Annotated in this window: 28 protein-coding genes and 1 pseudogene; 23 read left to right on the forward strand and 6 right to left on the reverse strand. The window is 36.8% G+C overall.

All coding sequences use genetic code 11. The features are described from left to right. The first annotated feature begins 105 nt into the window (after positions 1-105). Positions 106-4,323, forward strand: a complete 4,218-nt coding sequence (locus EIB73_RS07870; RefSeq protein WP_125024219.1) for a T9SS type B sorting domain-containing protein — start codon at positions 106-108, stop codon at positions 4,321-4,323. A gap of 144 nt (positions 4,324-4,467) precedes the next feature. On the opposite strand, the gene coaE is transcribed toward EIB73_RS07870, so the two are convergent. The 5 genes from coaE to ruvB form a co-directional block, all read right to left on the reverse strand. Next, positions 4,468-5,094, reverse strand: coding sequence for a dephospho-CoA kinase (gene coaE / locus EIB73_RS07875; RefSeq protein WP_125024222.1), 627 nt, complete (start codon positions 5,092-5,094; stop codon positions 4,468-4,470). 23 nt (positions 5,095-5,117) lie between these two features. Further along, positions 5,118-5,984: an MBL fold metallo-hydrolase gene (locus EIB73_RS07880; protein ID WP_125024224.1), complete on the reverse strand. Its 867-nt coding sequence runs from the start codon at positions 5,982-5,984 to the stop codon at positions 5,118-5,120. Positions 5,985-6,100: 116 nt separating this feature from the next. Continuing rightward, complete coding sequence (locus EIB73_RS15325; RefSeq protein WP_317132659.1) at positions 6,101-6,301, reverse strand: GxxExxY protein; 201 nt, start codon at positions 6,299-6,301, stop codon at positions 6,101-6,103. Beyond that, complete coding sequence (locus tag EIB73_RS15330) at positions 6,285-6,479, reverse strand: GxxExxY protein (protein ID WP_317132660.1); 195 nt, start codon at positions 6,477-6,479, stop codon at positions 6,285-6,287. The genes EIB73_RS15325 and EIB73_RS15330 overlap by 17 nt, the downstream gene beginning before the upstream one ends. Before the next feature lie 146 nt (positions 6,480-6,625). Beyond that, the gene (gene ruvB, locus EIB73_RS07890) at positions 6,626-7,648 is read right to left on the reverse strand and encodes a Holliday junction branch migration DNA helicase RuvB (protein ID WP_125024226.1); all 1,023 of its coding nucleotides are present in this window, start codon (positions 7,646-7,648) and stop codon (positions 6,626-6,628) included. 105 nt (positions 7,649-7,753) lie between these two features. Between ruvB and EIB73_RS07895 the strand changes: the two genes are divergently transcribed. The 22 genes and pseudogenes from EIB73_RS07895 to EIB73_RS08000 all read left to right on the forward strand — a co-directional run bounded on the left by EIB73_RS07895 (position 7,754) and on the right by EIB73_RS08000 (position 24,828). Continuing rightward, positions 7,754-8,068, forward strand: coding sequence for a hypothetical protein (locus EIB73_RS07895; RefSeq protein WP_125024229.1), 315 nt, complete (start codon positions 7,754-7,756; stop codon positions 8,066-8,068). Continuing rightward, positions 8,065-8,418 (forward strand): transporter, encoded by a 354-nt coding sequence (locus tag EIB73_RS07900; RefSeq protein WP_164467867.1) that lies wholly within the window; start codon positions 8,065-8,067, stop codon positions 8,416-8,418. The genes EIB73_RS07895 and EIB73_RS07900 overlap by 4 nt, the downstream gene beginning before the upstream one ends. Before the next feature lie 148 nt (positions 8,419-8,566). Further along, complete coding sequence (locus EIB73_RS07905; RefSeq protein WP_125024234.1) at positions 8,567-9,712, forward strand: MFS transporter; 1,146 nt, start codon at positions 8,567-8,569, stop codon at positions 9,710-9,712. 76 nt (positions 9,713-9,788) lie between these two features. Then, positions 9,789-11,012 carry an imidazolonepropionase gene (gene hutI / locus EIB73_RS07910; protein ID WP_125024237.1) on the forward strand — a complete coding sequence of 408 codons (1,224 nt, stop codon included), beginning with the start codon at positions 9,789-9,791 and terminating at the stop codon, positions 11,010-11,012. Positions 11,013-11,047: 35 nt separating this feature from the next. Next, positions 11,048-11,329, forward strand: a complete 282-nt coding sequence (gene paaB, locus EIB73_RS07915; RefSeq protein WP_125024240.1) for a 1,2-phenylacetyl-CoA epoxidase subunit PaaB — start codon at positions 11,048-11,050, stop codon at positions 11,327-11,329. Between the two features lie 144 nt (positions 11,330-11,473). Continuing rightward, positions 11,474-12,223, forward strand: a complete 750-nt coding sequence (gene paaC, locus EIB73_RS07920; protein ID WP_125024243.1) for a 1,2-phenylacetyl-CoA epoxidase subunit PaaC — start codon at positions 11,474-11,476, stop codon at positions 12,221-12,223. 141 nt (positions 12,224-12,364) lie between these two features. Further along, positions 12,365-12,838, forward strand: a complete 474-nt coding sequence (paaD, locus tag EIB73_RS07925) for a 1,2-phenylacetyl-CoA epoxidase subunit PaaD (protein ID WP_125024246.1) — start codon at positions 12,365-12,367, stop codon at positions 12,836-12,838. 161 nt (positions 12,839-12,999) lie between these two features. Continuing rightward, positions 13,000-13,797, forward strand: coding sequence for an enoyl-CoA hydratase-related protein (locus tag EIB73_RS07930; protein ID WP_125024249.1), 798 nt, complete (start codon positions 13,000-13,002; stop codon positions 13,795-13,797). Positions 13,798-13,836: 39 nt separating this feature from the next. After that, a complete protein-coding gene (locus EIB73_RS07935; RefSeq protein ID WP_125026081.1) occupies positions 13,837-14,187 on the forward strand; it encodes a four helix bundle protein in 351 nt (116 codons plus the stop codon). A gap of 40 nt (positions 14,188-14,227) precedes the next feature. Continuing rightward, complete coding sequence (locus EIB73_RS07940) at positions 14,228-15,367, forward strand: 3-hydroxyacyl-CoA dehydrogenase NAD-binding domain-containing protein (RefSeq protein WP_125024252.1); 1,140 nt, start codon at positions 14,228-14,230, stop codon at positions 15,365-15,367. 61 nt (positions 15,368-15,428) lie between these two features. Then, positions 15,429-15,842, forward strand: coding sequence for a PaaI family thioesterase (locus EIB73_RS07945; RefSeq protein WP_125024254.1), 414 nt, complete (start codon positions 15,429-15,431; stop codon positions 15,840-15,842). Positions 15,843-15,951: 109 nt separating this feature from the next. Further along, on the forward strand, positions 15,952-16,245 hold the full coding sequence (locus tag EIB73_RS07950; RefSeq protein ID WP_125024257.1) for a type II toxin-antitoxin system HigB family toxin: 294 nt from the start codon (positions 15,952-15,954) through the stop codon (positions 16,243-16,245). 5 nt (positions 16,246-16,250) lie between these two features. Continuing rightward, on the forward strand, positions 16,251-16,607 hold the full coding sequence (locus tag EIB73_RS07955) for a helix-turn-helix domain-containing protein (RefSeq protein WP_125024260.1): 357 nt from the start codon (positions 16,251-16,253) through the stop codon (positions 16,605-16,607). 254 nt (positions 16,608-16,861) lie between these two features. Next, positions 16,862-17,374: an RNA polymerase sigma factor gene (locus EIB73_RS07960; protein WP_125024263.1), complete on the forward strand. Its 513-nt coding sequence runs from the start codon at positions 16,862-16,864 to the stop codon at positions 17,372-17,374. Positions 17,375-17,385: 11 nt separating this feature from the next. Beyond that, the gene (locus EIB73_RS07965; RefSeq protein WP_125024266.1) at positions 17,386-18,060 is read left to right on the forward strand and encodes a hypothetical protein; all 675 of its coding nucleotides are present in this window, start codon (positions 17,386-17,388) and stop codon (positions 18,058-18,060) included. A 77-nt stretch (positions 18,061-18,137) separates the two neighbouring features. Continuing rightward, positions 18,138-19,409, forward strand: coding sequence for a DUF4252 domain-containing protein (locus tag EIB73_RS15030; protein WP_164467868.1), 1,272 nt, complete (start codon positions 18,138-18,140; stop codon positions 19,407-19,409). A gap of 4 nt (positions 19,410-19,413) precedes the next feature. Then, positions 19,414-19,938 carry a DUF4252 domain-containing protein gene (locus EIB73_RS07975; RefSeq protein ID WP_125024269.1) on the forward strand — a complete coding sequence of 175 codons (525 nt, stop codon included), beginning with the start codon at positions 19,414-19,416 and terminating at the stop codon, positions 19,936-19,938. Positions 19,939-20,182: 244 nt separating this feature from the next. Next, entirely contained in the window at positions 20,183-21,643 is a 1,461-nt protein-coding gene (gene guaB / locus EIB73_RS07980) for an IMP dehydrogenase (protein WP_125024272.1), read from the forward strand. A 99-nt stretch (positions 21,644-21,742) separates the two neighbouring features. Beyond that, on the forward strand, positions 21,743-22,192 hold the full coding sequence (locus EIB73_RS07985; protein ID WP_125024275.1) for a DUF6759 domain-containing protein: 450 nt from the start codon (positions 21,743-21,745) through the stop codon (positions 22,190-22,192). A 193-nt stretch (positions 22,193-22,385) separates the two neighbouring features. Next, a pseudogene (nirK, locus tag EIB73_RS07990) lies at positions 22,386-23,363 on the forward strand (copper-containing nitrite reductase); the annotation flags it as partial. A gap of 47 nt (positions 23,364-23,410) precedes the next feature. Continuing rightward, the gene (locus tag EIB73_RS07995) at positions 23,411-24,262 is read left to right on the forward strand and encodes a formylglycine-generating enzyme family protein (RefSeq protein WP_125024282.1); all 852 of its coding nucleotides are present in this window, start codon (positions 23,411-23,413) and stop codon (positions 24,260-24,262) included. Further along, the gene (locus EIB73_RS08000; RefSeq protein WP_125024285.1) at positions 24,259-24,828 is read left to right on the forward strand and encodes an SCO family protein; all 570 of its coding nucleotides are present in this window, start codon (positions 24,259-24,261) and stop codon (positions 24,826-24,828) included. The genes EIB73_RS07995 and EIB73_RS08000 overlap by 4 nt, the downstream gene beginning before the upstream one ends. Positions 24,829-24,888: 60 nt before the next feature. Here the strand turns inward: EIB73_RS08000 and EIB73_RS08005 are convergent, their stop codons facing one another. After that, positions 24,889-25,962, reverse strand: coding sequence for a DUF4407 domain-containing protein (locus EIB73_RS08005; RefSeq protein ID WP_125024288.1), 1,074 nt, complete (start codon positions 25,960-25,962; stop codon positions 24,889-24,891). Between the last annotated feature and the right edge of the window lie 69 nt (positions 25,963-26,031).

Genomic DNA, 26,031 nt, shown 5'->3' on the forward strand with positions numbered 1-26,031 from the left:
AGATTAAAAGATTTACAACGTATTAGTTCTAATTAATATCAATATTATAAAATTTCTTTCTATTTGTTAAAAAATATTACATTTGTAAGGAAACTACTATTTAATATGAAAAAATTACTACTCTTTATATTTTACTTCATTTACCTTACTTCTTTTGCACAACTCGACCGCGAGCATTGGTTTGCCCCGATGTATGATGGTCAAAGCAACGGTAATCCGGAGCAATATCTTCATCTTTCAACCAATGAAACTACGCCGTTTAATGTGCAGGTTTACAGCAATAACGTGGTTGTTTACCAAAAAACAATTAGTAAAGGAGATCCGGGAGTCATCAGTATCGACAGGAGCTACATCATCACAGACTCTTATTTCGATATTCATAAAGTCGGAAACAAAGGACTTTATGTAAAAGCCGATAAACCTTGTTTTGCTAACCTTCGTTTTAAAGTCATCAATCATGCGGAAATTATCACTTCAAAAGGAACTGCCGGAATTGGAAAAGAGTTTTACACGGTTGTTGCTCCAAATGTTCAAAACAACAACAATCTTGGCTTCGCAGCGAGTTTTTTGGCGACTGAAGATAACACTAAAGTAACGGTCGGTAACTTCAAAAAAAATCTGACTTTCACAAATTATGGATCTGCAAACAGTTTTACATTTACTTTAAATAAAGGGCAAAGTTACATTATCGACGGACGTTCTACGAGTGCCGCCAATTTTAATGGCTTTATTGGAGCCACTGTGACTGCAGACAAACCTATTTCTATGAGTAATGGAAATTTTAATGGCCAATATGCCACAACAGATTCAGACGTTGGATCAGATATATTAATGGATCAATCCGTTCCTGTTGACAAATTAGGTGACGAATTTGTAATCGTAAAAGGTTATGGAGCAATCGGTAATAATATGGAAGGTGCAATCGTTGTTGCAACCGAACCAAATACATCGATTTACTTAAACGATTCTACTGTTCCTATCAAGACCTTAGCAACCAAAGGAGATTATTATCTGGTAAATGAATCCAACTATGTATTGCGGGGCAACAATCATTATAATCTGCATATTAAGACTGATAAAAATGTATATGTCTATCAACTGCTGGGCGGTGTGGAGTATGGATCATCATTTCTTGCGACAGGCGGTATGAATTATATTCCACCACTAAACTGTTATCTTCCGAAAAAAATTGATGAATTAAGCTATATCAGCAGAATTTCTCAAACTGATTCAGATTACACTTTCCTAACAAAATTAAATATCATTACTGCTAAAGGGGCTAATGTAAAAGTGAACGGTGTAGTCCCAAATTCTCAGTATGGACCTTACGATATCTCCACTATTTCAACAAATCAAAACTGGGTGACCTACTCCATTCCTGGTGTGGTAGGAAATATTACCGTAGAATCTGACAAAGCAGTCACTGCCGGAATTGCGAGTGGAAATAACGCTTTTGGTTATGGGGGTTATTTTGCAGGATTTTCAGCTATTCCCCTCATTCTTAAAACCGAGGGAGACTGTTTACAAAATTCGCCCCCAGTGAAGCTTGCAGTTACCGAAGGTTTTGATTCCTACTTATGGCTTATAGAGGTTAATGGTGTTTTTCAGCCTGCACCCGTAACTGCGGAACATCCATCCAATTCTCAGTTTGAATATTACCCTACCCAAGCCGGAATTTATGCGGTTGAAGTTCAGCAGGGAATCTGTGCAAAAATACGGACGGGATCCTATAAATTCTACAATTGTACCACCTATACTAATTATGATTATAAGAGCTGCGGAAATGAAACCATTATCCCAGCTTTTGCCTTAAGTTCTCAAACTGTTAATCCAGCTACGGTTCAAATCGTAACTCAACCAACGAAAGGAACAGTGACTATAGCTCCTGATGGTAAGGTAATATACAACGCAAATGCAGATGCGAGTGGATTGGATACTTTCAAATTTACATTTTGTGGCGTCGGAAGTATTCCTGATTGTGAAACGGTGCAGATCACCATTAAAATGATTGAAAAAAAAGATGCTGTTTTGCAGGAATGCTCTGTAAATGGAATTGCAACCTACAAATTATCTAATGCAGCTGTGAGTCCGGATATCGATATCAGCAAAACGTATTTTAAAACTGAAAATGGAGCGTTAAATGATATTGCTGCAGATAAAATTCTCGATTTCGATAATTATTCTACGGCAGACACTTCCGTTTATGTGCGAATTAAAAATACGTTAGGATGTGTTGTCGTTGCAAAGATCGATTTAAAATCAAAGTTAGCCCCCGAGGTAAGAGAAAATCTTTATACCGCAGTACATTGCGACGAAGATATTGACCAGAAAATTGATGGAGTATACAAAGTAAATCTAGCTTCGATTACACCGATTGTTTTAGTACAGGCTTCTAATTTTGTAGTAAAATACTATGATGATCCTATAAAAGCAGATGCTGGTGGTGGCGATAATATCACCGGAGTTTATAGCTTTACCGCCGACCGTTCGGTGTGGATCCGCGTTGATGCTCCCAATGGTTGCGGCCCGGTGATTAGAGAAATTAAGTTGAAAACAGGAACGAAACTGACAATTACAGATTCTGTATCAATTGTAAAATGTGATGATGATTTGAATAATTCAGAAAATATAAAGCTTTCAGATTACACGGGTCTTTTTACACCTGATCCAACGGTTGAAGTAAATTTCTATAAAACCCTCGCCGATGCACAAACTAATACCCCAACGACTGCTGACGAACAGACCATTTCCGGTACAGGCACGTTCTATTATCGGATTAAAAGTGGGGCATTCTGTGAAGTAATTGGAATATTAAATATCACCCTGAGAGGATCTACACCTACCGCATTAGAAGACAAATACTTTGTTTGTGAAGGTGGCTCGATTCCCCTCAAGGCTGAAGGTTCATCGGTTTATAAAGCATGGGTTTGGGAAAAAGGAGGTACGGTAATCTATACCACGCAGAACGCATCTTTGAGTGCGGGAGTTTACAAGATTTCATTTACCGATCTATCTGACTGTGTCTTCACCAAAAACATTACCGTAGTTGCTTCTCCAAAACCCCAATTGAACATAGCGGCGTATAATGCGACGGGCTGTGATATCGACTTTGATGGAAATAGTGATCCGATCAACTTTAACAGTATTACTCCGGTTATTGTTCCAAATTTCGCGGCCAATCCGGGGCTTTTTAATGTGAGATATTATTTAGTGGAGAGCGATCGTGATGCGGGAAATAACAACACCATCCCTAATCTTACCAATTGGACATTCTCCGCCGAAAAAACGGTTTACGTTAGAGTAGAATCACCGTACTGTACTTTTATTCCGGGAAAAATCAATTTTAAATTCGGAAATAAACTGCCGGCAAAAACTTCAATTACAACGAAAGAATGTGATGATGATTTAGATGGTGAATTATCGGTTAATTTGATGAACTACATTTCAAGATTCACTTCAGAAAATGGAGTTAAAGCCGACGCTTTTGCTACACTGGAAGATGCTCAAAATAACCTTAACAAGATTACAAATCCCGTCACCATTAAGCAATCAGGAACTTATTATTTGCGCTTAAATAAAAATCCCTACTGTGATGCTATTGGACAATTAAACATTACCATTCAGATTCCTGAAATCTCAGACCTGTTGGTTGATAAAGAAATTTGTTCCGGCACGACCACAAGCCTTGATGCAGGACCTGGCTTTGACACTTATCAATGGAGTTTTAATAATTTTACAACGCCCTCCATTACCGATGTTCCTGTTGGAGAATATTGGGTTGATCTCACCAAGAATGGATGTACATACAGACAAAATGTATCTGTAAAAGCGGTCGATTTACCAGAAATTACAAGTATTGAAATCAAAGGTTCTACCGTCACGGTTAATGTAAGTGGCGGTAACGCTCCTTACCAGTATTCGTTGGATAGCCCAAATAATTATCAACTTTCAAATATTTTCACAAATGTAAAAGGAGGTGATCACAGGGTTTATGTAATTTCAAAAGACGATTGTAATCCTGTTTTTGAAGATTTTAGTGTGATTGAAGTTTACAATGCGATCACTCCAAATGGCGATGGAATTAACGATTTCCTTAATCTTTCAGGGCTCCTGAAAAAAGACAACCCGATGTTACAAATTTTCGACCGGTACGGAAATTCGATGTTTAAAGGCGATAAAAATAACAATTTCTCCTGGGACGGAAAATCTGCCGGAAAATCCGTAGCCACCGGAAGTTACTGGTATGTGTTGCAATGGCAGGAACCAGGATCTCCAACGATTTCAAAATCAAGCGGCTGGATTTTGGTGAAAAGCAGGGAATAAGGTGAAATTATTGAGTCTTAAGTTCTATAGTTATCGAGGAAATTAGACTTTTCAATTAAATAAAACAATAATCGAAATTATAAGAATCCACAAAAAAACCTGAATTCGATATGAATTCAGGTTTTATATTTTAAGAGAAACTTTTTATAAGGCTTTAATTTCGTCCAGAACTTTGTAAGTTTCTTCCTTTAACTCTTCCAGACCTTCGTTGTTATATATAACATAATCAGCCAGTTTCACTTTGTCTTTTTCAGGCATTTGTCTCAACATGATGGTTTCAACTTCGCGATACGTTTTGTTGTCGCGATCCATCACGCGTTTCAGTCTGCAGTTATCATCCGCCGTCACCAAAACAGATTTAAAACAAGTTTCATTTAATTTCAATTCAAATAAAATGGCTGTTTCTTTAAAAACAAACGCTGTCGTTTGCTCAGATACCCATTTTTCAAAATCAACTTTCACCGCAGGATGAATCAGTGAATTGAGTTTCAACAATAATTCTTCGTCTTCGAAAACAAGATCACCTACGTATTTTCTATCATAGAAGCCACTTTCATCATAGGATTTTTCACCCAAGAGTTCTTTGATCTGCTGCTGAAGTTGTGGGTCATCATTCACAATTGTTTTCGCGCGGATATCGGAAAAATAAACAGGAAAACCTGCTTCTTCAATATATTTCGATACGGTTGATTTTCCGGAGCCAATTCCACCGGTTATTCCAATAATCTTTGTCTTTTCCCTGGGTTCGGGTTCAGGTTCTTCTTCTATCATAATTTTATTTTAATATTCTAATCTTAATAACCAAAAACTTCATTCATGCTGAAGGTTTCATCTAATCTAATTCCTTTCTCCGTCATTTTCAAACTCGCCAATTCGTTGTGCGCATCATGTTCAAAAAACAGTAAATATTCATTATCAACGCATTGTTTTAAAAATTTGGCTTTTTCTTCCATTGTTAAAAGTGGACGCGTATCATAACCCATTACATAAACCTGTGGAATATGCCCGACAGTCGGAATTAAATCTGCCGCAAAAACAATCGTTTTTTCCTGATACTGAATCACGGGAAGCATTTGTTTTTCGGTGTGTCCATCAACAAAAATAACATCCATTTTCAAATCTGGAGCAAAACCGTAATTCCCACTTTTCGGGGTTGGCAAAAAATTCAATTGTCCGCTTTCCTGCATCGGCAGAATATTCTCCTTCAAAAAACTTGCCTTTTCTCTCGGATTAGGTTCAGTTGCCCATTTCCAGTGTTCTTCGTTGGTCCAGAAGTGTGCGTTTTTAAAAGCAGGTCTGTAACCGGTTCGGTCGTCATTCCACTCGATCGCTCCACCACAATGATCAAAATGAAGATGCGTCAAAAAAACATCCGTAATATCTTCTTTTACAAAACCATATTTTTTCAGGTTTTTATCCAAAGTATCATCGCCCCAAAGGGAGTAATGACCAAAGAATTTATCGTCCTGTTTATTGCCTAAACCACAATCGATGAGGATCAGTTTTTTACCGTCTTCCACCAAAAGTGAACGCGTTCCCAATTCAATCAAATTATTTTCATCAGCCGGATTTGTCCGTTGCCAAAGCGTTTTCGGCACCACACCAAACATGGCACCACCATCTAATTTAAATTTTCCGCACTGTATAGGATAGAGTTTCATAAAATTTTAATTTTTTATCTTGATATATTTTTAGCGCAACGATCCGCAAAGACTTTCATACATGCACTTCCCTTTTAAGAGCGCTAAGGCGTTTCACTCAGCGAAGTAACAGTATTCTATAATTTATTAGCTATTCTTTTAACACCATCTTTAAACAATAATGAGTGAAAGTTTAAAATCATTCCCAGTTTAAATCCTGTAATTCTTAAATAATTTAAAAGTTGATAGGTATGATAACTATTAATCTCAGGAACAGCTTTAATCTCTATTACTACTTTATTCTCAATTAATAAATCCAATCTAAAAAGCCTTTTCAATAATCAATCCTTCATATTCAACTGAAATGTCTTTTTGTTTTTCAACTTTTAAACCGTTCCTCTTTAATTCATAAACCAAACATTCTTCATAAACCGCTTCATACAATCCAATTCCAAGTTTACGATGAATTTTTAACCCCGACTCAAATACAACTTTTAAAATTTCATTTTCATTCATATTTCAGGGATTTACTTGTAACTAATTTACTCAAGCCTTGGCTAAGTGAAACGCCTTTGCGACCAAATAATAACAAATATATTAAAATTTCTTTGCGCCTTTTGCGTTAAAAATGATTAATGATCTTTTATTCCATTATCTAAAGTCTAAAATAGTTCATCCGGTCTTTTCGGAATCGAAATATTCAAATGTTTATACGCTTTCTCCGTCACTTCTCTTCCTCTCGGTGTTCGAATAATAAAACCTTCCTGAATCAAAAACGGTTCATAAACCTCTTCCAGAGTTTCCGGATTTTCTCCAATCGAAGTAGCCAACGCAGAAATTCCCACCGGTTTCCCTCGGAAGTTCTCGATCATCACGCGCATAATTCGATTGTCCATGTCATCCAATCCAAATTCATCAACATTCAAGGAGTTTAAAGCATATTTCGTAATATTAATTTCAATTTCGCCATTTCCTTTAATCTCCGCGAAATCCCGAACCCTTCTCAAAAGTGCATTTGCAATTCTGGGCGTTCCACGACTTCTTCTCGCGATTTCCATAGCCGCATCTTCATAGATTTTAATATCTAAAACCCGCGCACTTCTTTCAATGATCATTGATAAAAGTTCGATCGTATAATATTCTAATCTCGACTGAATTCCGAATCTCGCCAACATTGGTTTTGTCAACATCCCACTTCTGGTCGTTGCTCCAACCAAAGTAAAAGGATTTAACCCAATCTGAACACTTCTCGCATTCGGACCGCTTTCCAGCATAATGTCGATTTTATAATCTTCCATCGCTGAATATAAATACTCTTCTACAATCGGCGAAAGTCGGTGAATTTCATCGATAAAAAGAACATCATTTTCTTCTAAATTCGTGAGTAATCCAGCCAAACTTCCGGGTTTATCCAAAACAGGACCTGAAGTTATTTTGCAGCCAACTCCCAATTCATTTGCGATAATATTTGCTAAAGTTGTTTTTCCCAATCCCGGAGGACCGTGTAAAAGAACGTGATCAAGAGCGCCACCACGGTTTTTCGCAGCTGCGACAAATACTTCCAAATTATCCAAGGTTTTGCGCTGTCCCGCAAAATCCTGAAAACTTTGCGGACGGATTTTCTCCTCATGCATTAATTCATCTTCGGAAAAATTCTCTTTATCTGGGTGTAAGAAATCTGACATTGTACTATTTGAAATCTTTCAAAGATAATATATTTACAACAAAACGTTTAAAAGCGGACTGCAAAAAATTTTTTATAATTGAAAAACGGTTTATATTTACTTCCTATGAAATATGTAATTATTTTCCTCACTTTTTTACCGGCTTTCTACCTTGGTCAAATGACGACAGATCGACCCGGAGAGGGAACGGCCAGTGACATCGTTGCGCCAAAAACCATTCAGTTAGAAAGTGGAATTATATATCACAGAAGCGGAAAAGGATTTACATCGGATCACCTTCTTCGTTTTGGTCTAACTGAGAGATGGGAAGTTCGACTGCAAACTAACCAAGATTTAAGTGACTCATCAGAAAGTACTTATGGTTTTTCTTCAAATTTAATTTCCTCGCGGGAGAGGATTTTGAACCTTCGCTCACTTTGATCGCAGATTCCGATTTCCACTTTAAAAACTATTCCTTCATATTAGCCTCAGATAAACAACTCACAGAAAACTTCGGCAGCTCCTTGGGAACCGGCTTTGTGAAAGAAGACGATGACGATTTTTATTTTCTTTCTTTTGGTCTGGATTATAGTTTGGGGGAACGGTGGGCAATATTCGGCGAATATTATGGTTATTTCAACTCAACACTATCTCCCGAACATGGCTCCGATTTTGGCATTACTTATTTAGCATCTCCCCGACTGCAACTGGATTTATCGTTAGGAAGTACTCTTCGAAATATTTCTGATCAATATTTTTTAAGTACCGGAATTTCTTATCAGTTCAGATAAAAGAGCAATTCATTCGAGTTAGATAAAGCTTTTATCAACTTCATATAATACAGATTGTGAAAATCGATTTAATTCGCCTTTTCAACTTGATATTTAATCGCTAAAACACGCACCATTTGAAATCCTAAAGTCGTAATTTTGTGCGAATATGTTTTCAACACCTCAAAAGCAAAGAATTGCCCTATCGTCCTATTTCTTTTTATCAGGACTTTGTTTTTCTACCTGGGCTTCCAGAATCCCCACCATCAAAGCAATTTTTAATCTTACGGAAGGAGATTTAGGAAATCTCTTAATGATCATGCCTGCAAGCGCGATTATCGGAATTCCTCTTTCGGGTTGGTTGGTCGCAAAATATGACAGCCGAATTCCTTTGCAATTTGCCAGCGTACTTTTTCTGCTGTCTTTATTTTCGATTGGTTGGGGTTTTTCATTGGTTGGACTTGTAATTTCCCTGGTTGTATTTTCAATAGCGCTCCGAATTATTAATGTCGCAATTAATACACAATCACTTTCTATTCAGGAGAAATTCGAGAAGAGAATCATGGGGAAATTTCACGGGGTTTGGAGCATTGGTGGTATTGCGGGTGTACTTTTTTCAACAATCATGATTAAATATGAAGTCTCGATATTTTGGCACTTTTTGATAACCATGCTGTTTGGGCTTTTAATAATTATCGGCATGTTTCCTTTCCTCATCAAAAATGATAAAGCCAAAACAAGCAACCCTTTTAAATTTCAAAAACCCAGCAAATACATTTCCCTACTTGGTTTCATCGTCTTTTTCGCCGCAGTTTGTGAAGGCGGAATGTATGACTGGAACGGCGTTTATCTAAAAGAAATTGTTAACCAGGAAGTTTTCACGTATGGATATTTACTGTTCATGGTATGTATGACGATTTCCAGATTAACCATTGATAATTTGATGAGTCGATTTGGAATGCAGAAACTGTTCATCACAAGTTCAGTTCTTATCGTTTCCGGAGTTCTTCTTGCAATACTCTTTCCCTTTCTTGTGCCCGTTCTTATTGGATTTTGCATGGTAGGATTTGGAGTCTCCGGCCTTTTTCCAATGACGTTTATTCTTGCCGGTAAAGCAAAAAAATATTCGGTTCCGATTGTGATTTCGATTATCAGCACGTATTCTACGGTCGGTATGTTTTTAGGCCCGCCAATTATTGGTTATCTTGCAAGTGCCTTTGGATTGCAAAAAGCATTTATCACTTTTATTGTCGCTGGATTAATGTTTATTCCACTTTCCAAAATGGTTTTTGATCATTTAAAAAAGACCAGTTAGATATTTTAAAATTAATATCTAATTAGGTTTTGAAGTCTTTTATTTTAAATTTGAAAATATTTTAAAAACTATCCTCATGAAATTAATCGGTCCTTTCAAACAAATTGTTACACTTGCCAATCTTCCTTTGCGTGGAAAACTTTCAGATGATCAACTCGAAATTATCAATGATGGCGGACTTTTAATTAAAGATGGAAAAATAGAAACCGCAGATTCTTTTCAAAAATTAAAAGATCAATTTCCAAATATAGAAGTCGAAAATATAGAAGGTGAACAAATCTGCTTGCCGGCTTTCGTAGATTCTCACACGCATATTTGTTTTGGGGGAAACCGCGCCAATGACTTTGCCATGCGAAATGCGGGAAAAACTTATTTAGAAATCGCCGAAACTGGCGGTGGAATCTGGAGTTCGGTTCAGCATACAAGATCGGCGAGCGAAGAGGAATTATTAAAAACAACTTTAGAAAGAATCAACTTCTTGATTTCACAAGGAATTACTACGATTGAAATAAAATCCGGTTATGGTTTAGATGTTGAAAGTGAACTGAAAATGTTGCGTGTCATTAAAAAAGCACAAACATTTACACAAGCGACTTTAATTCCAACTTGTCTTTCTGCGCATTTAAAACCCAGAGATTTTGAAGGAAGTTCACAGGAATATTTACAATATATTATTGATGAAATTTTACCCAAAGTAAAAGAAGAAAATCTAGCAGAACGAGTTGATATTTTCATTGAAAAATCGGCTTTTTTACCCGAAGAAAGCAAAGCGTTTTTATTGAAAGCAAAAGAATTAGGTTTTGAAATTACCGTTCACGCGGATCAATTTACTTCAGGAAGTTCAAGAATTGCCGTGGAAGTTGGTGCAAAATCAGCCGATCATTTGGAAGCAACAATTGATGAAGATATTGAATTTTTAGCGCAGTCAGAAACAGTCGCAACTGCACTTCCGGGAGCGAGTTTAGGTTTGGGAGAAAAGTTTACGCCAGCCCGTAAAATTTTAGATGCAAATGGAATTTTAGCCATCGCATCCGATTGGAATCCCGGTTCTGCACCGATGGGAAATTTAATTACTCAGGCTAGTATTTTAGCGACTTTTGAAAAATTATCCACGGCTGAAGTTTTAGCGGGAATTACTTTCCGTTCGGCTTTCGCTTTGAGTTTAGAAGATCGCGGAACTCTAGCAAAAGGAATGAAAGCAGATTTCGTTACTTTTAAAACAGATAATTTCCAGAATGTACTTTATCATCAAGGAAGTTTAAAAGCGGAAAACGTTTACATTGACGGTGAAAAGTTTTAAAAAAATCTTATCTTTAAACCATAAAATTCAGATCAATGAGCAACTTAGATATGTGGGAAGTTTTTATACAAACAAAACCGGGACTTTCCCATAAACACGCAGGAACTGTGCAGGCAGCAACGGCGGAAATGGCACTACAGGCAGCGAGAGACGTTTACACGAGAAGAATGGAAGGAACCTCAATTTGGGTCGTTCCAAGTAAATATTTGGTGACTTCGGAAGGAATTGATAAAGAAGCATTCTTCGATCCGGCCGATGATAAACTCTATCGCCACCCGACTTTTTACGAGATCCCTAATGATGTGAAAAATATGTAAAATAGACGGATAGATAATAGACTAAAAGATGATAGACATCTGATTTAGTGATTGGTGATAATAATTTAGAAAAGTCACTATTCACTTTTAAATTGACTATTTACTATTCTTGGCTCTTTTTACTTGGCTCTTAAAACAAAATAAATGAATCCACTTTTTAATTATACTTTAAAATTAGCCGATGATACTTTGATTTTTGGTCAAAGGTTGGGCGAACTTTGCGGACAGGGACCTTATCTGGAAGAAGATATCGCCTTGACGAATATCGCTTTAGATTATCTCGGACAGTCTAATAATTTTTATAAATACGCCGCACAAATTCAGGATCTTGGAAAATCAGAAGACGATTTGGCATTTTTGCGTTTGGAAAAAGAATATCTGAATTGTCAGTTGTCGGAACTTCCGAATGGTGATTATGCAAATACGCTTTTGAAAGTGTATTTCTTTTCGGTTTATCAGAAAATTCTTTATACCGAATTAATGAAAAGCAGCGACGAACAACTTTCTGCGATTGCTGAAAAATCTTTGAAAGAAGTAAAATACCATTATACGCATACTTCAACCTGGATTAAAATGTTTGCTGGCGGAACCGAGGAAAGCAAAACCCGGTTGAAAAACGCGGTTGAAAATCTTTGGGAATATACGGTGGGAATGTTTGCAGAAACTCCGGGCGAAGAAGATCTAGCAAAATTAGAAGTTGTTCCGAACGGAAAAGATATTCACGAACTTTGGACTAAAACAGTTACAGAAGATTTGCAAAATTTCGGCATAGAAATTCCAGAAAATGATTTTATGCAAAAAGGTTCCCGAACTGGTTATCACACCGAATATTTCGGTTATATTTTATGTGAATTGCAATACATGCAAAGAACTTATCCGAACTGCGCTTGGTAATATTAGTTGATAGTTGATAGTTGATAGTTGATAGTTGAAAAATTATTGATTATAAACTTGGATGAACTTTTCAAAGGCATAATTTCACATTAATAATCATAAAACTTTTGTGCCTTTTGTGGTTAAAAAAATATAAATCCCGTGGTTAATCAAGCAAACTTATTAGAGATACTTTCCCAAATTCCCGATCCCGAAATTCCCGTTATCAATATTGTGGAACTCGGCATTGTTCGGGAAGCAAAAATGATTTCCGATAACGAAGTAGAAATCGTGATTACGCCTACTTATTCGGCGTGTCCGGCGATGTTTAATATTGAAGAGGACATTGTTAAACTCTTTAAAGAAAAAGGAATTCAGGCGAAAGTGATTACCAAAATCTCTCCCATTTGGACGACCGATTGGATTACCGATGAAGCGCGGGAGAAACTTCGCGTTTACGGAATTACGCCACCCGAAAAAGGAAATCACGAAGATCATTTAAACGTTCCGAAAAAATGTCCAAGATGTGGTTCTATTAACACGAAGCAAATCAGTCGTTTCGGTTCTACCCTTTGCAAAGCCAGTTATCAATGCAATGATTGTCTGGAACCTTTCGATTATTTTAAATGTCATTAATTCAATTTGAAAATGTGCTAATTTGTAAATTTGATGATTTAAGAATCGTTATTCAGAGCATTATTTTAAATATAATTAATCGTTTATCTTTGTTAAAATCCTTTTTTTAAACGGAAAAATCCAATCACATTTTCAAATTTTAAAATTCTCAAATTAATTATATGTACACACAACTCGAAATAGAATCTCACCTGGATGGGAAACTGCAAATTGCCTATCTGAACGACGAAAAAACTTATAACAGTTTAAATAAAACTTTACTTTCTGAACTTAAAACTTTTATTCATGATGGAAGTCGGGATGAAAATGTTCGTTGTCTGGCGATTTCAGGTCGTGGGAAAGCGTTCTGTTCCGGACAAAACTTGAAAGACGCCATGTCTTTCAGCGATCCGGACGAAGATCGGGTTATTCAAAGAATAGTGATTGATTATTATAATCCTTTGGTGAAAGAAATTGCAAACGCCAGAAAACCTGTAATATCTTTGGTTAATGGTCCTGCAGTTGGTGCCGGAGCGATGTTAGCGTTAATCTGTGATTTTACCTTAGCGACTGAATCTTCATATTTTTCACAGGCATTCGTCAACATCGGATTAATTCCTGACACTGGTGGAACGTATTGGTTACCAAAACTTTTGGGCAGACAACAGGCAAATTATTTAGCGTTTACTGGTAAAAAATTATCCGCTACAGAAGCGAAAAATCTAGGATTGATTGCAGATGTTTTTCCAGATGAAAATTTCATGGAGAATGCAATGGAAGTTCTGACGCAAATTTCGAATTTACCAACGAAAGCCATTTCTTTAACCAAGAAAGCCTTCAATGAATCTTACGACAATACATTGAGTCAACAACTGGACGTAGAAGGAATATTGCAACAAACGGCGGCAGAATCAGAAGATTTTATGGAGGGAGTTTCAGCATTTTTAGAAAAAAGAACACCGGAATATAAAGGGAAGTAAAATAATTTGAAAATGAGATAATTTTAAAATTTGAGAATGATGAGAAATGATAAAGAAAATTTAATCGTTAATAAAACCTTTGATTTTGCTCTTCAGATTATCGAATTCTCCGAGATGTTTTTTGAACAAAAGAGATTCTCATTGGCAAATCAAATTTTCAAATCTGGAACTTCTATTGGTGCAAATGTGCGAGAAAGTCAGAATGCTGAAAGCAAAGCGGATTTCATTCATAAGATGAAAATTTCTGCAAAAGAAGCAGATGAAGTCGAATACTGGTTACTCCTTTGTAAACATTCGAAATATTTAACTTCTCCTAACGAAGAAATGTTTGATGATTTAAAAGCAATTCAATTGATCCTCTCCAAAATTATTTCAACATCTAAATCCTAATTATCAAATTAACACATTATCAAATTTTTAAATTAATCATATGAATATAGGAATTATCGGTTCTGGAACCATGGGAATTGGAATTGCACAAGTTGCTGCAACTTCTGGTTGTGAGGTTTTTTTGTATGATCAAAACTCAGCACAAACAGAAAAGTCTTTAGTAACTCTTAAAAAGGTTCTGGAAATATTGGTTGAAAAACAAAAAATATCTGCAGAGAAAAGCGAAGATATTTTTACTAAAATAAAACCTTGTTCGGAACTTCAGAATTTTAAAGATTGCGATTTGGTGATTGAAGCCATTATTGAAAATAAAGAAATCAAGACCAAAGTTTTTCAACAATTAGAAGAAATCGTTTCTGAGGATTGTATTATTTCGAGCAATACTTCTTCTATTTCGATTACTTCCCTTTCTTCAGAATTAAAGAATCCGAAACGTTTTATTGGAATTCATTTTTTCAATCCGGCTCCTTTAATGCCTTTGGTGGAAGTGATTCCTGGACTGTTAACCGAGAAAACTTTGGCTTACGACATTACAGCCTTAATGGAAAGTTGGGGAAAAAAACCGGTGATTGCGAAAGATGTTCCCGGATTTATTGTGAACAGAATTGCGCGTCCGTTTTACGGAGAAGCGTTGAGAATTGCGGAAGAGAATATCGCCACGCCGGAACAGATTGATGACGCTATGCGAACTTTGGGAAATTTCAAAATGGGACCTTTTGAACTGATGGATCTCATTGGAATTGATGTTAATTTCTCTGTCACAAAAACGGTTTACACAGATTATTTTTTCGACCCGAAATACAAACCGAGTTTGCTTCAACAAAGAATGAGCGAGGCCAAATTGCACGGACGAAAAACGGGAAAAGGTTTTTATGACTATTCAGAAAACGCTCAAAAACCTGCTCCCGAAAAAGACGAAGAATTGTACCAGGAAATCTTCATGCGAATATTATCAATGTTGATTAACGAAGCCGTAGAAGCAAAACGACTCGGAATTGCCAACGATGAAGCCATAGAATTAGCCATGCAAAAAGGCGTGAATTATCCTAAAGGTTTGCTGCAATGGGGATTTGATATTGGGTTTGAAAGAGTTTCTGAAACTTTGCAAAATCTTTATAACGAATACCAGGAGGAACGATACAGGCAAAGTCCTTTACTGCGTAAAATGCGTAATGTTTAATTGGTAATAGGCAATACTAAAAACTTAAAATCTCAATCACCCAAAAACTCAATTACTCAAAATGACTCCACACGAACTCGCTCAATATATGCTCAATCAGGATCACTTCTCACAATGGATGGGAATAAAACTCATCGAAGTTCGCGAGAAATATTGCCTGATTGAAATGCCTGTAAAACAAGAAATGATCAACGGATTGCGAACGGTTCACGGCGGCGTTACTTTTTCCCTCGCAGATTCTGCCTTGGCTTTTTCGAGCAATAATACGAATGAAGCCTCGGTTGCGCTACATTGTTCCATGAACTTTACAAAAGCAATTCGACTGGGAGATACTTTAACCGCAGAAAGTGTTTTGATTTCCGATACCAGAAAAACCGGAGTTTATGATATTTCGATTACGAATCAGCATAAAGTTTTGGTGGCTACATTTAGAGGAACGGTTTATAAAATTGATAAGAAGGTGACGGATTTGTAGATTCATTTTATAAAATATATTTTAAACTTCGAAACTATTTCGAAGTTTTTTATTTACAGAAGTTCCCATATTGGGAAATAGTTGTACATTTGTATTAAATCTATTGAAATTGAGAGTCATAGCAAAAAAGATTCTTCGTGAATTTTGGGAAAAACATAGTGATTGTGAGCAACAATTAAAATCTTGGTTCAAGGAAGCAAGCATTGCAGAATGGACTAACTCCAATGAAATTAAAACTGAATACCCAAGTGCTAGTATTTTAAATGATCAAAGAATCGTCTTTAATATCAAAGGAAAGCATTACCGACTGATTGTGAAAGTTAATTATGAATATCAAATGGTCTGGATCAGATTTATTGGAACTCACGCTGAATATGCTAAGATTGACGCAAACGAAATTTAAAGAAAATGGAAATAAAACCTATAAAAACAGAACAAGATTATAATCAAGCCTTGGAAAGACTTGAAGTAATTTTTGATGCAAAAAAAGGAACGAAAGAAGGAGACGAATTAGAAGTTTTAGGAATTCTAATTGAAAAATATGAAGATGATCATTTTCCGATTGATTTGCCGGATCCAATTGAAGCCATAAAATTCAGAATGGAACAAATGAATTATTCCCAAAATGATTTGGCAAAAGTGATTGGTTTAAAAAGTCGTGCGAGCGAAATTTTAAACAAAAAAAGAAAACTTTCTCTGGAAATGATCCGAAATTTACATGAAACTATGAAAATCCCAACTGAAGTACTTATTCAACCTTATTAATCATTGTAGTAAGTTTCAAAAAATCCTGGTCTGCAGCCCGACTTGAACGGAGCTCTTTTTAATTGGTGGCTGAGCTTGTAGAAGCCACCAATTAAAAAAGCGGGAGTGGAAGGCGGAAATGTCTGCCCAACTAAAGAGAATTATTACCAACCAATTTCGAGCAAAAATCAAACTTCAAAAACTATTTTGAAGTTTTTTTTATTTTAATGTAATATAAGTCGGAAATTAGTTGTCTTACTAATAGAAACAAAACAATGACTCACGAAATCTTTAAAAACACGGTATTCTGTCTCAAAGATGAGATGTATCGTTTTGCGAAAAGGTTCGTGATCAGCAGTGACGAGGCGGAAGATGTTGTACAGGATCTCATGATGAAATTCTGGCAGAAAAAAGAAGAACTCGCGAGTTTCAGCAACTTGAAATCGTATGCGATGAAGTCGGTGAAAAATGAATGCCTGAACCGATTGAAACACGAAGACGTGAAGATGGGTTTTGCAGATTTTCAAAAGCACAGAAGTGAGATTCATGAAGTAGAATCGAATAATATGAAAGATCAGATTATCGGTTTTATTAATGAACTTCCGGAGAAGCAGAAAGCCGTGATTCATTTGAAAGATGTGGAAGATTTCGATGTTGCGGAGATTTCTGAAATTCTGGAAATGGAACAAAACGCAGTAAGGGTAAATCTGATGCGCGCAAGACAAAAAGTGAAAGAGCAGATCCATAAACTAATGGATTTCGAAAACAGAATGATTGAAAGTATATAACAATTATTACAATGAAAAAAGATCAAACTCAAGATAAGTACAAGGAAATCACCAAAGAACTCAAGGAGGAGAAAATGAATTGGGATTTTGAAGATTTCCTGGAGAAAACAAAGCAGGAAGAGAAAGTTATTCCCTTAGTTCCCAAGACGAAAGGTGGTTCTTTCCCAAAAACATTTTGGATGGCGGCAAGTGTAATTTTGCTGGTATCAATCGGAATCTTCTTTAATTATGAAAGCGGAAATACAGTTTCTGAAAACGATCAACTGGTTCAGAATGAAATTAAAAAACAGAAAGACAGTTTTCACCAGGAATCTAATTTGGCAGTGAACACGATTTCTGATACTTTGAAAGTGACGTCTGACACTTTGGTCAGAGATTCCAGCGGAACGGTGGAGCAACTTTCTGAATCTACATTAATGGATCAAATTTTACCAAAAAGAGGCAGAATAAAAAAAGAACTTCGACCACGGTATGCTGAAGTAAAACAAAAGGAAATCCCCACTCCAACTTCGCCTGCTAAAAGACCAAAATACGAATCCAGTTACGTGATTATCAACGGTCAAAAAATTGAAAACGAACAGGAAGCGATTGACCTGACCAAATACTCCTTCCGAATTCTGTCTGAAAATGTTTCTAAAACAGTGGCTCAAACCGACCTTTTTAATGACTTTAAAAGCGAATATTAAATCAAAGGTCTCAAAAGAAACGTACGTAACATCAGTGAATAAATAATGCGTTTAGATCACCTTAAAAAAATATCATCATGAAAAAATTACTCATTATATGCACCCTCATCTTCTCTTGGTTCTTTCAGCTGAATGCGCAGAAAGATAAACTGAATCAACTTTTTGATAAATACCAGGAAGCAGAAGGTGTCACCTCCATTAAGATTGCAAAGCCTATGTTCAATATGCTGAACAAATTAAATATTGCCGACGATGAACTGGCGCAGATCAAACCTTTATTAAGTAAAATTAATGGGTTAAAGATTTTAATTCTTGAAAAACCCACATCCGATAAAAATATGGGCGGTGAAGCGCAACGACAATTAAACCTTTTCGAAAAACTGCAGTCTGATATTTCAAGTTCTCTAAAAAACCTAAAATATGAAGAGTTAATAACGGTTCACAGCAAAGATAATAAGATTAAATTCCTCTCTTCTGATGCGACAAACGGAATTCTTGATGATTTGTTACTTAGCATTAATTCAGATGGAAATACCGTTTTGATGATTCTCGACGGAAAAATCTCCATGGACGATGTCAATACCCTCGTTAACGAAGCGCAAAATTCCAGTCTGAAAAGTTCAATAATTACGGAAAATGTAACTTCAAATGGAACAACGCAGGTTAGAAATGTGGGCAAATTCACGGGAGTTTCCGTATCCAGTGGCATTACTGTTAACTTTACTCAAAGCAACAATCAGTCGGTTGTGGTAGATACCGATGCAAATTTACAGCAGAATGTGTATACTGAAGTTGAAAACGGAATCCTCGTTATCGCTGTTAGAAATAAGGAGAAACGAAATTTAAACTTCAAGAAACTATTGGTTACGGTGGAAGCACCCCGTCTTTCCTCCGTGAAGCTTTCTTCCGGATCGTTACTTACCACGCTGAATATGATTCAGGAGAACGATTTCACTGCTGACATTTCCTCCGGTGCAAATCTTATTGCGAATTTAAATATTAAAAATTCTACCGGCGTGGAAATCAGTTCAGGCTCTTCCATGCGAATGGATGTTGCAACCAAAAATTTCGAATTCGACGGAAGCAGCGGTTCCATGGCAACCGTCAATGGAAATGCCGAAAACACGACCATTAAAGCCAGTAGTGCTGCTGCCTGTAACGCTCAAAATTTAATCTCCAGAAATGGAACCGCGACAGCTTCTTCCGGTGCAAATATTAAAATGTATGTTACCGAGAATCTAAACGCCAGCGCAAGTTCCGGAGCATCCATCCGTTATAAAGGAAATCCGAAAAATTTAATGGGAGGCGGAAAAAGTGTAAGCGGAGGAAGTGTAAAACCTGAAAATTAAAATCATGAAAAAATTATATTTTTTATCCGCATTTACGCTTTTGCTTTTCTCAATGCAGTCGTGTATGGTCTCTAAAAATCCAAAAATGGACTTTTTTAAAAATCCTCACTATGATTATAAAGACGCACAATTTATGAGTATAAATGTGCCCATGTTTCTGGCAAAACCAATTGTTAAAAAGGCCTTGCGTGAAGATGGCGAAAGTGAAGAACTCATTAACCTCATCAAAAAAATATCGGATATTAAAGTGATGACCGTAGAAAACGGAAACCGGGAAATGATAGCAGATTTTGCAAAATACCTTATAAAAAACAACTTTGAAGAATGGATAACGGTCCGGAAAGATAAAGAAACCATCAACTTTCAGGCGAAACAGAAAGGCGAAGAAATCCGTAAACTCCTTATTACAATTGCCTCCGTAAGCGAATTAGTTTACGTAGATGTTTCGGGACGATTTACCGCCGATGACATTTCCAGGATCATTAACTATTCCGAAAATCACGACGTGACCAAAGCGCTCAAAAAATAAAATTAGATTTTCATTAAAAGTAGCTGCAATTATTTGCGGCTATTTTTTTTGGAGCCGTGAACCTGCTCTCGTTACTCGCTTTTTTTTGGCAGATCCGCCGCTTGGCGAATCCGCCAAAAAAAGAGCTCAAACATGCCACTCGATCAGGGCTATTAGGACTCGTTTTTTAAATAAATTTATGTTAACACAATGCATAAATTTTCATTTTAAATAAAAATAACTTAATTTTGCACAGAAAGTAAAGATGTCTATCCACAACAAAATCGTAGAAACTGCCATCACTTTCGATGACGTTCTTCTTATTCCTTCTTACTCAGAAGTTTTACCGAATCAGGTTTCCCTAAAATCAAGACTTTCCGATAAAATTACGCTCAATGCACCTATCGTTTCCGCAGCAATGGATACGGTAACCGAGGCAGAAATGGCCATTGCATTAGCAAGAGTTGGCGGTATTGGATTTATCCATAAAAACATGCCTATTGAAGAGCAGGCTGCCCAAGTTTACAAGGTGAAGCGGTCTGAAAACGGAATGATTTCTGATCCGGTGACTCTTACCAAAGATCACAGTTTAAAATACGCAAAAGATTTAATGGCCGATTATAAAATTTCCGGTCTACCTGTGGTTGATGAGGAAAACACTTTAATTGGAATTATCACCAATAGAGATGTGAAATATCAGGAAAACCTAGACGCAAAAGTAGAAGAATTGATGACGAAAGAAAAACTCATCACTTCGGACAAGTCTACAACACTGGAACAAGCCAAACAAATTCTCTTAAAAAACCGTATCGAGAAACTTCCTATCGTTGATAAAGAGTTCAAATTAGTAGGCTTAATTACCATCAAAGATATCGACAATCAATTGGAATATCCCAATGCCAACAAAGACAGCAATGGGAAACTAATGGTTGGTGCCGGCGTTGGAATTGGTGAAGATACGATCGAAAGAGTTACCGCTTTGGTAAAAGCTGGCGTTGATATTATTGCCGTAGATTCTGCTCACGGACATTCAAGAGGCGTTTTAGATAAAGTCGCAGAAATTCGTAGAAACTTCCCGGACCTTGATATTGTGGGTGGTAATATCGTTACTGCAGAAGCGGCTAAAGATTTAATAGAAGCTGGTGCCAATGTATTAAAAGTTGGGATTGGTCCAGGTTCTATCTGTACGACAAGAGTTGTAGCCGGAGTTGGTGTTCCTCAACTTTCTGCAATTTATAATGTTTTTGAATATGCGAAGACCAAAAATGTTGCAGTAATTGCCGATGGTGGAATTAAACTCTCTGGCGATATTGTAAAAGCCTTAGCTTCCGGAGCAAGTGCAGTGATGCTCGGTTCATTATTAGCAGGAACCGACGAAGCACCCGGTGAAGATATTATTTTCCAGGGAAGAAGATTTAAAGCTTACCAAGGAATGGGCTCACTGTCTGCAATGAGAAGAGGCGGAAAAGAAAGGTATTTTCAGAGTGAAGCTAAAAAATTCGTACCGGAAGGAATTGAAGGAAGAGTTCCACACAAAGGGAAATTAGAAGATGTCGTCTTTCAATTAACGGGAGGAATCCGTGCCGGAATGGGTTATTGCGGAACGAAAGATATTGAGACTTTACAGAAAGACGGAAAAATGGTCATGATTACAGGAAGTGGTTTAAAAGAATCTCATCCACATGATGTAATTATTACACAGGAAGCTCCGAATTACTCTTTGTAAATTATAAGGTTAATAATATAAATGCCGAAGCTTTGGTCTTCGGCATTTTTATGTTCAGACTTTCAGAAATTGTTATATTTACTTTTTAGAATAAACCTTATGAAAATTATTTATGCGGTTAGCGTATTGTTCCTGGTCCTTAGCTGTGACGCTTTACCGATGACCAATCCCGTATATCGGCCATACCCTTCTGCAAGTTCCTCAGGTTCCTCAACCAACGAAAATCAAGAATTTACTTCTTTGATGCAGAAAGATGCAATAAATAAAAAAAGAGTTACTGCAGAAGTTTTAACGTACCTTCTCAACGATACAGATCCAAAAGATTTAAGTACAGCAGCCGTGATTGAAAATACGTCAAACTGCAATATTATTCTAAGATTGGTAGGCATCAATTCCGACGAAATCTACAATTTACCCATCGCAAGACATTCAAAAAATCAATTTGTGGTAAAAAAAGGATCTTATACCTTAAAGTCTAAAATCTGTGGCGCAAATTATTATTCCCAGAAAAATCTAAGTGACCCACTCATATTGAAACTTTCTAATTAAATTTTAGAATATTTTTCTTTATATTTCCAGAGTAAATTTAAAATTAACCGCCTCAAATTGATATCTGATAAAACTCATACCTGAAAATTTTCAAATCTAATTTAAATCGGATAATTTGTCTTATTAAAAAACAGTTAAAATATTATCAAACATGAAACGAATTGCAACAACTTTTGCTCTGGCACTTTTAACAATGCAGGCATGCAAACAGAACCCTTCTGATACTTCAGGAAAAGCAGATAACTCTGCCATAGATATGAAGGTGAGCGGAGAAACTGAAACTCAGGCTAAAATAAATGCACCTATGGTTCCTGCTCCAATCGGAGACCGCGCTGCCAAAAAAGTCGTGGTACACTTAGAAGCTACGGAAGAAGAAGGTGTATTAGCAGATGGTGTAACTTATAAATTCTGGACTTTCAACAGTACAGTTCCGGGAACATTTATTAGAATCAGAGTCGGAGACGAAGTAGAGCTTCACCTAAAAAATGCAAGTAACAGTGTTATGCCGCACAATATTGATCTTCACGCGGTGAATGGTCCAGGTGGTGGCGCAGAAGCAACTAACGTAGCACCGGGGAAAGAAGCCATCTTCAATTTCAAAGCACTAAATCCGGGATTATTTGTTTACCATTGTGCTGCAGCTCCAGTTCCATTGCATATCGCGAACGGAATGTATGGTCTAATTCTCGTGGAACCAGAAGGTGGTTTGCCAAAAGTTGACCGTGAATATTACATTATGCAGGGTGAATTTTATACCAAAGGAAAAACGGACGAAAAAGGATTACAGGAATTTGATCAGGACAAAGGTTTAGACGAAAAACCAACCTACGTCGTATTCAACGGTAAGAAAAATGCTTTGATGGGTCCTGATGCTTTAGAAGCAAAAGTAGGTGAAACCGTACGTTTCTTTGTTGGAAATGGTGGTCCAAACTTGGTCTCTTCTTTCCACGTAATTGGAGAAATTTTCGACAGAGTTTATGTTGAAGGAGGAACAACGATTAATAAAAACATTCAGACAACTGTGATCCCAGCCGGTGGCGCTGCAATGGTTGAATTTAAAGTGGAAGAACCAGGAAATTACATCTTGGTAGACCACTCTATTTTCCGAGCCTTTAACAAAGGAGCAATTGGAACCTTGAAAGTAACAGGCGAAAAAAATCCGAAAGTTTATCATAAAGTTCAATAATCATCACACTAAATATCATAAAAGAAACTGCCATGTCTAAATTTTTTAAAAGAATTCTGTACTTCGGTGGTTTCTTTTTTCTCCTAAATTCCTGCGATAAAGCAAACATCTTGGAAAAGAAGGTAACTTCTACTGAAAAAATTCAGCAAGAAGTGCCCATAACTCCAAACGTGAAAATGGCCCTTATTAAAGGTGGAGAATACCAGCCGTTTTACGGGGAAGACAGTACTTTGGTGCGGGTAGAAGATTTTCTGTTGGATGAAAGACCGGTTACGAACGGGGAGTTTTTAGATTTCGTAAAGAAAAATCCGAAATGGAAACGCAGTCAGGTAAAAGAAGTTTTCGCCGACGATACCTATCTGAAAGACTGGCAAGACGATGAAACACTTCCAAAAAATGCAGATCCGGATGCGCCGATTACTTTTGTTTCGTGGTTTGCAGCAAAAGCTTACGCAAAAAGCGCCGGTAAAAGACTTCCAACTTTAGATGAATGGGAATATGTGGCCATGGCAGACGAAGAAACTTCAAATGCCCGAAATAAGCCCTCCTACTCTGCCCATCTTATTAATCTTTATAATCAAAAGGAAAGAGAGAAACACAAAGTTCAGCTTTCAAAACCTAATTATTGGGGCGTGTACAATATGTTCGATTTGGTATGGGAATGGACGGATGATTTCAATTCCATCATGACAACGAGCGATTCCAGAACGGCAGAATATGATGACAAAGGATTATTTTGCGCTTCCGCTGCAACAAGTACAACCGATGTTTTAAATTACGCATCGTTTATGAGATACGCTTTTCGCTCCAGTTTAAAAGCAAATTATACGGTAGGAAATTTAGGTTTCCGATGTGCAAAAGATGCTGCAAATACTACAAAATGAAAAATTTAATCTTCTTATTAATAACCAGTCTATTTTTATTTTCCTGTCAGGAACATAAAGATCAGCAAGAAAATACCGATTTGAAAGAATCCATATTTCTGCTGGACTCAAAATGGCAGACTCAGGATGCGAAGGAAATTCAGTTAAAAGATTTAAAGGGAAAAAACATTGTCATGGTGATGATTTTCACGAGTTGCCAAACTGCTTGTCCGATCTTGGTCGCTGATATGCAAAAAATTGCCTCGAAAATTGATCCCAAAAAATTAAAAGAAACAACCATGGTTCTGGTTTCCATTGATCCGGAAAATGATACGCCGGAAGTCTTAAAAGCTTATGCTAAACAAAGACATTTGGAGGGCGAACCCTGGCTTTTATTACGAAGTGATAAAGAATCGATTCGGGAACTGGCAAATGTTCTGGCGGTGAAATATAAAAAAATCTCTCCAATTGTGTTTTCACACTCTAACATCATTACAGTTTTTAACAAAAAAGGAGAAATGATCAATCAAACAGAAGGTACAGTGAACTCCGATGAGGTTGCAAAAACAGTAAATGGTCTGAATTAAAATAACACTAAATCAGCCATGGTGCCTGCATAAGAAATTTTGCAGGTATTTTTTTTGTTCTTATTTGCCCAAATTATCTTTAAAATCATCAATGCGGAAGTCGGTTAAAGCATTTCCTTTTTCTATTTTTTCTTTCGCATAGAGTTTAAAATCATTTTCCGTTTTTTCTAAAAGATGGTCGTACGGTCCAACCCCGGAAATTAACTTGACTAAAACGGGCGCGATTTCGAGGGAAATAAAAAGTCCCATTATAAATGCAGCAGCTACGCCGATGATCGCAGAATTTTTTCCAAGTTCATCTAAGGCCTGCAGTCTCGCCGCAAAACCATTAAACTGATCTTCAAAAACTTCGGTTTTATATCTTTCCTTTTCAATATTGGTATAAACCTTTGAAACTTCTTTATCAAGATATTCCAGACGCGGAGCGATTTGCTTCTGATAGTTTTCGAGATCCACACGGCGCTGTTCTTTTAATTCCGCTTTTCGTTTTGCGTTCGTGCCGAAGCCTACTTTTCCGCTGGTTAAGCCACTTTGCTTTCCTAATATTTCTTTTTCAAGTTCTACCGCTGCAGAATCATACGATTTCTGATATTCTGCAATCTTACTTTGAATTTGTTTTTTTTCCGTTTCAAAAGGCCCGGACTGTTGTAAAATTCTGCCGTTCATTTCGCCCTGAAGCTGCGTTTTATTTCGTTGAATAATGGTGTTCAACTGTTTATTGACTTCCTTTTCGAATATCTTTAATTCTAAAGGTTTAGAAATGATCACGCCCAAGAAAGCGGCTAGTATCAGTCGCGGAATCGCCATTAAAACCTGATTCCACCATGTTCCGGTTTTCTTAATAGAAGATACAATATAGCGGTCTAAATTGAAGATCATTAAACCCCAGATCAGAGCGAAACCGACAGAAATCCACAGATTATCAAAAACCGTAAACATGGCGTAACCCGCAGAAAGAGTGGCGAAAACTGCCGTAAATAAGACGATGCCACCAATCCCCGCAAACTTGTTCCATTCGCTTGGCGTTTTTTTTAAAATATGAATATTTCCCCCAGAGCAAACCATAAGAAATTTTTGAAACCAATTCATTGAATGATTCACTGGACTTACTGGATTAATTTTTTGATTTTTCATTTTTTTTAATTTAAATGATATCTAATAGGTCTTAGAAAACGCAACAATGTTACAGATAGTATTAGGTTT

The sequence above is a fragment of the Kaistella carnis genome (assembly GCF_003860585.1).
Classification (GTDB): Bacteria; Bacteroidota; Bacteroidia; order Flavobacteriales; family Weeksellaceae; genus Kaistella; species Kaistella carnis.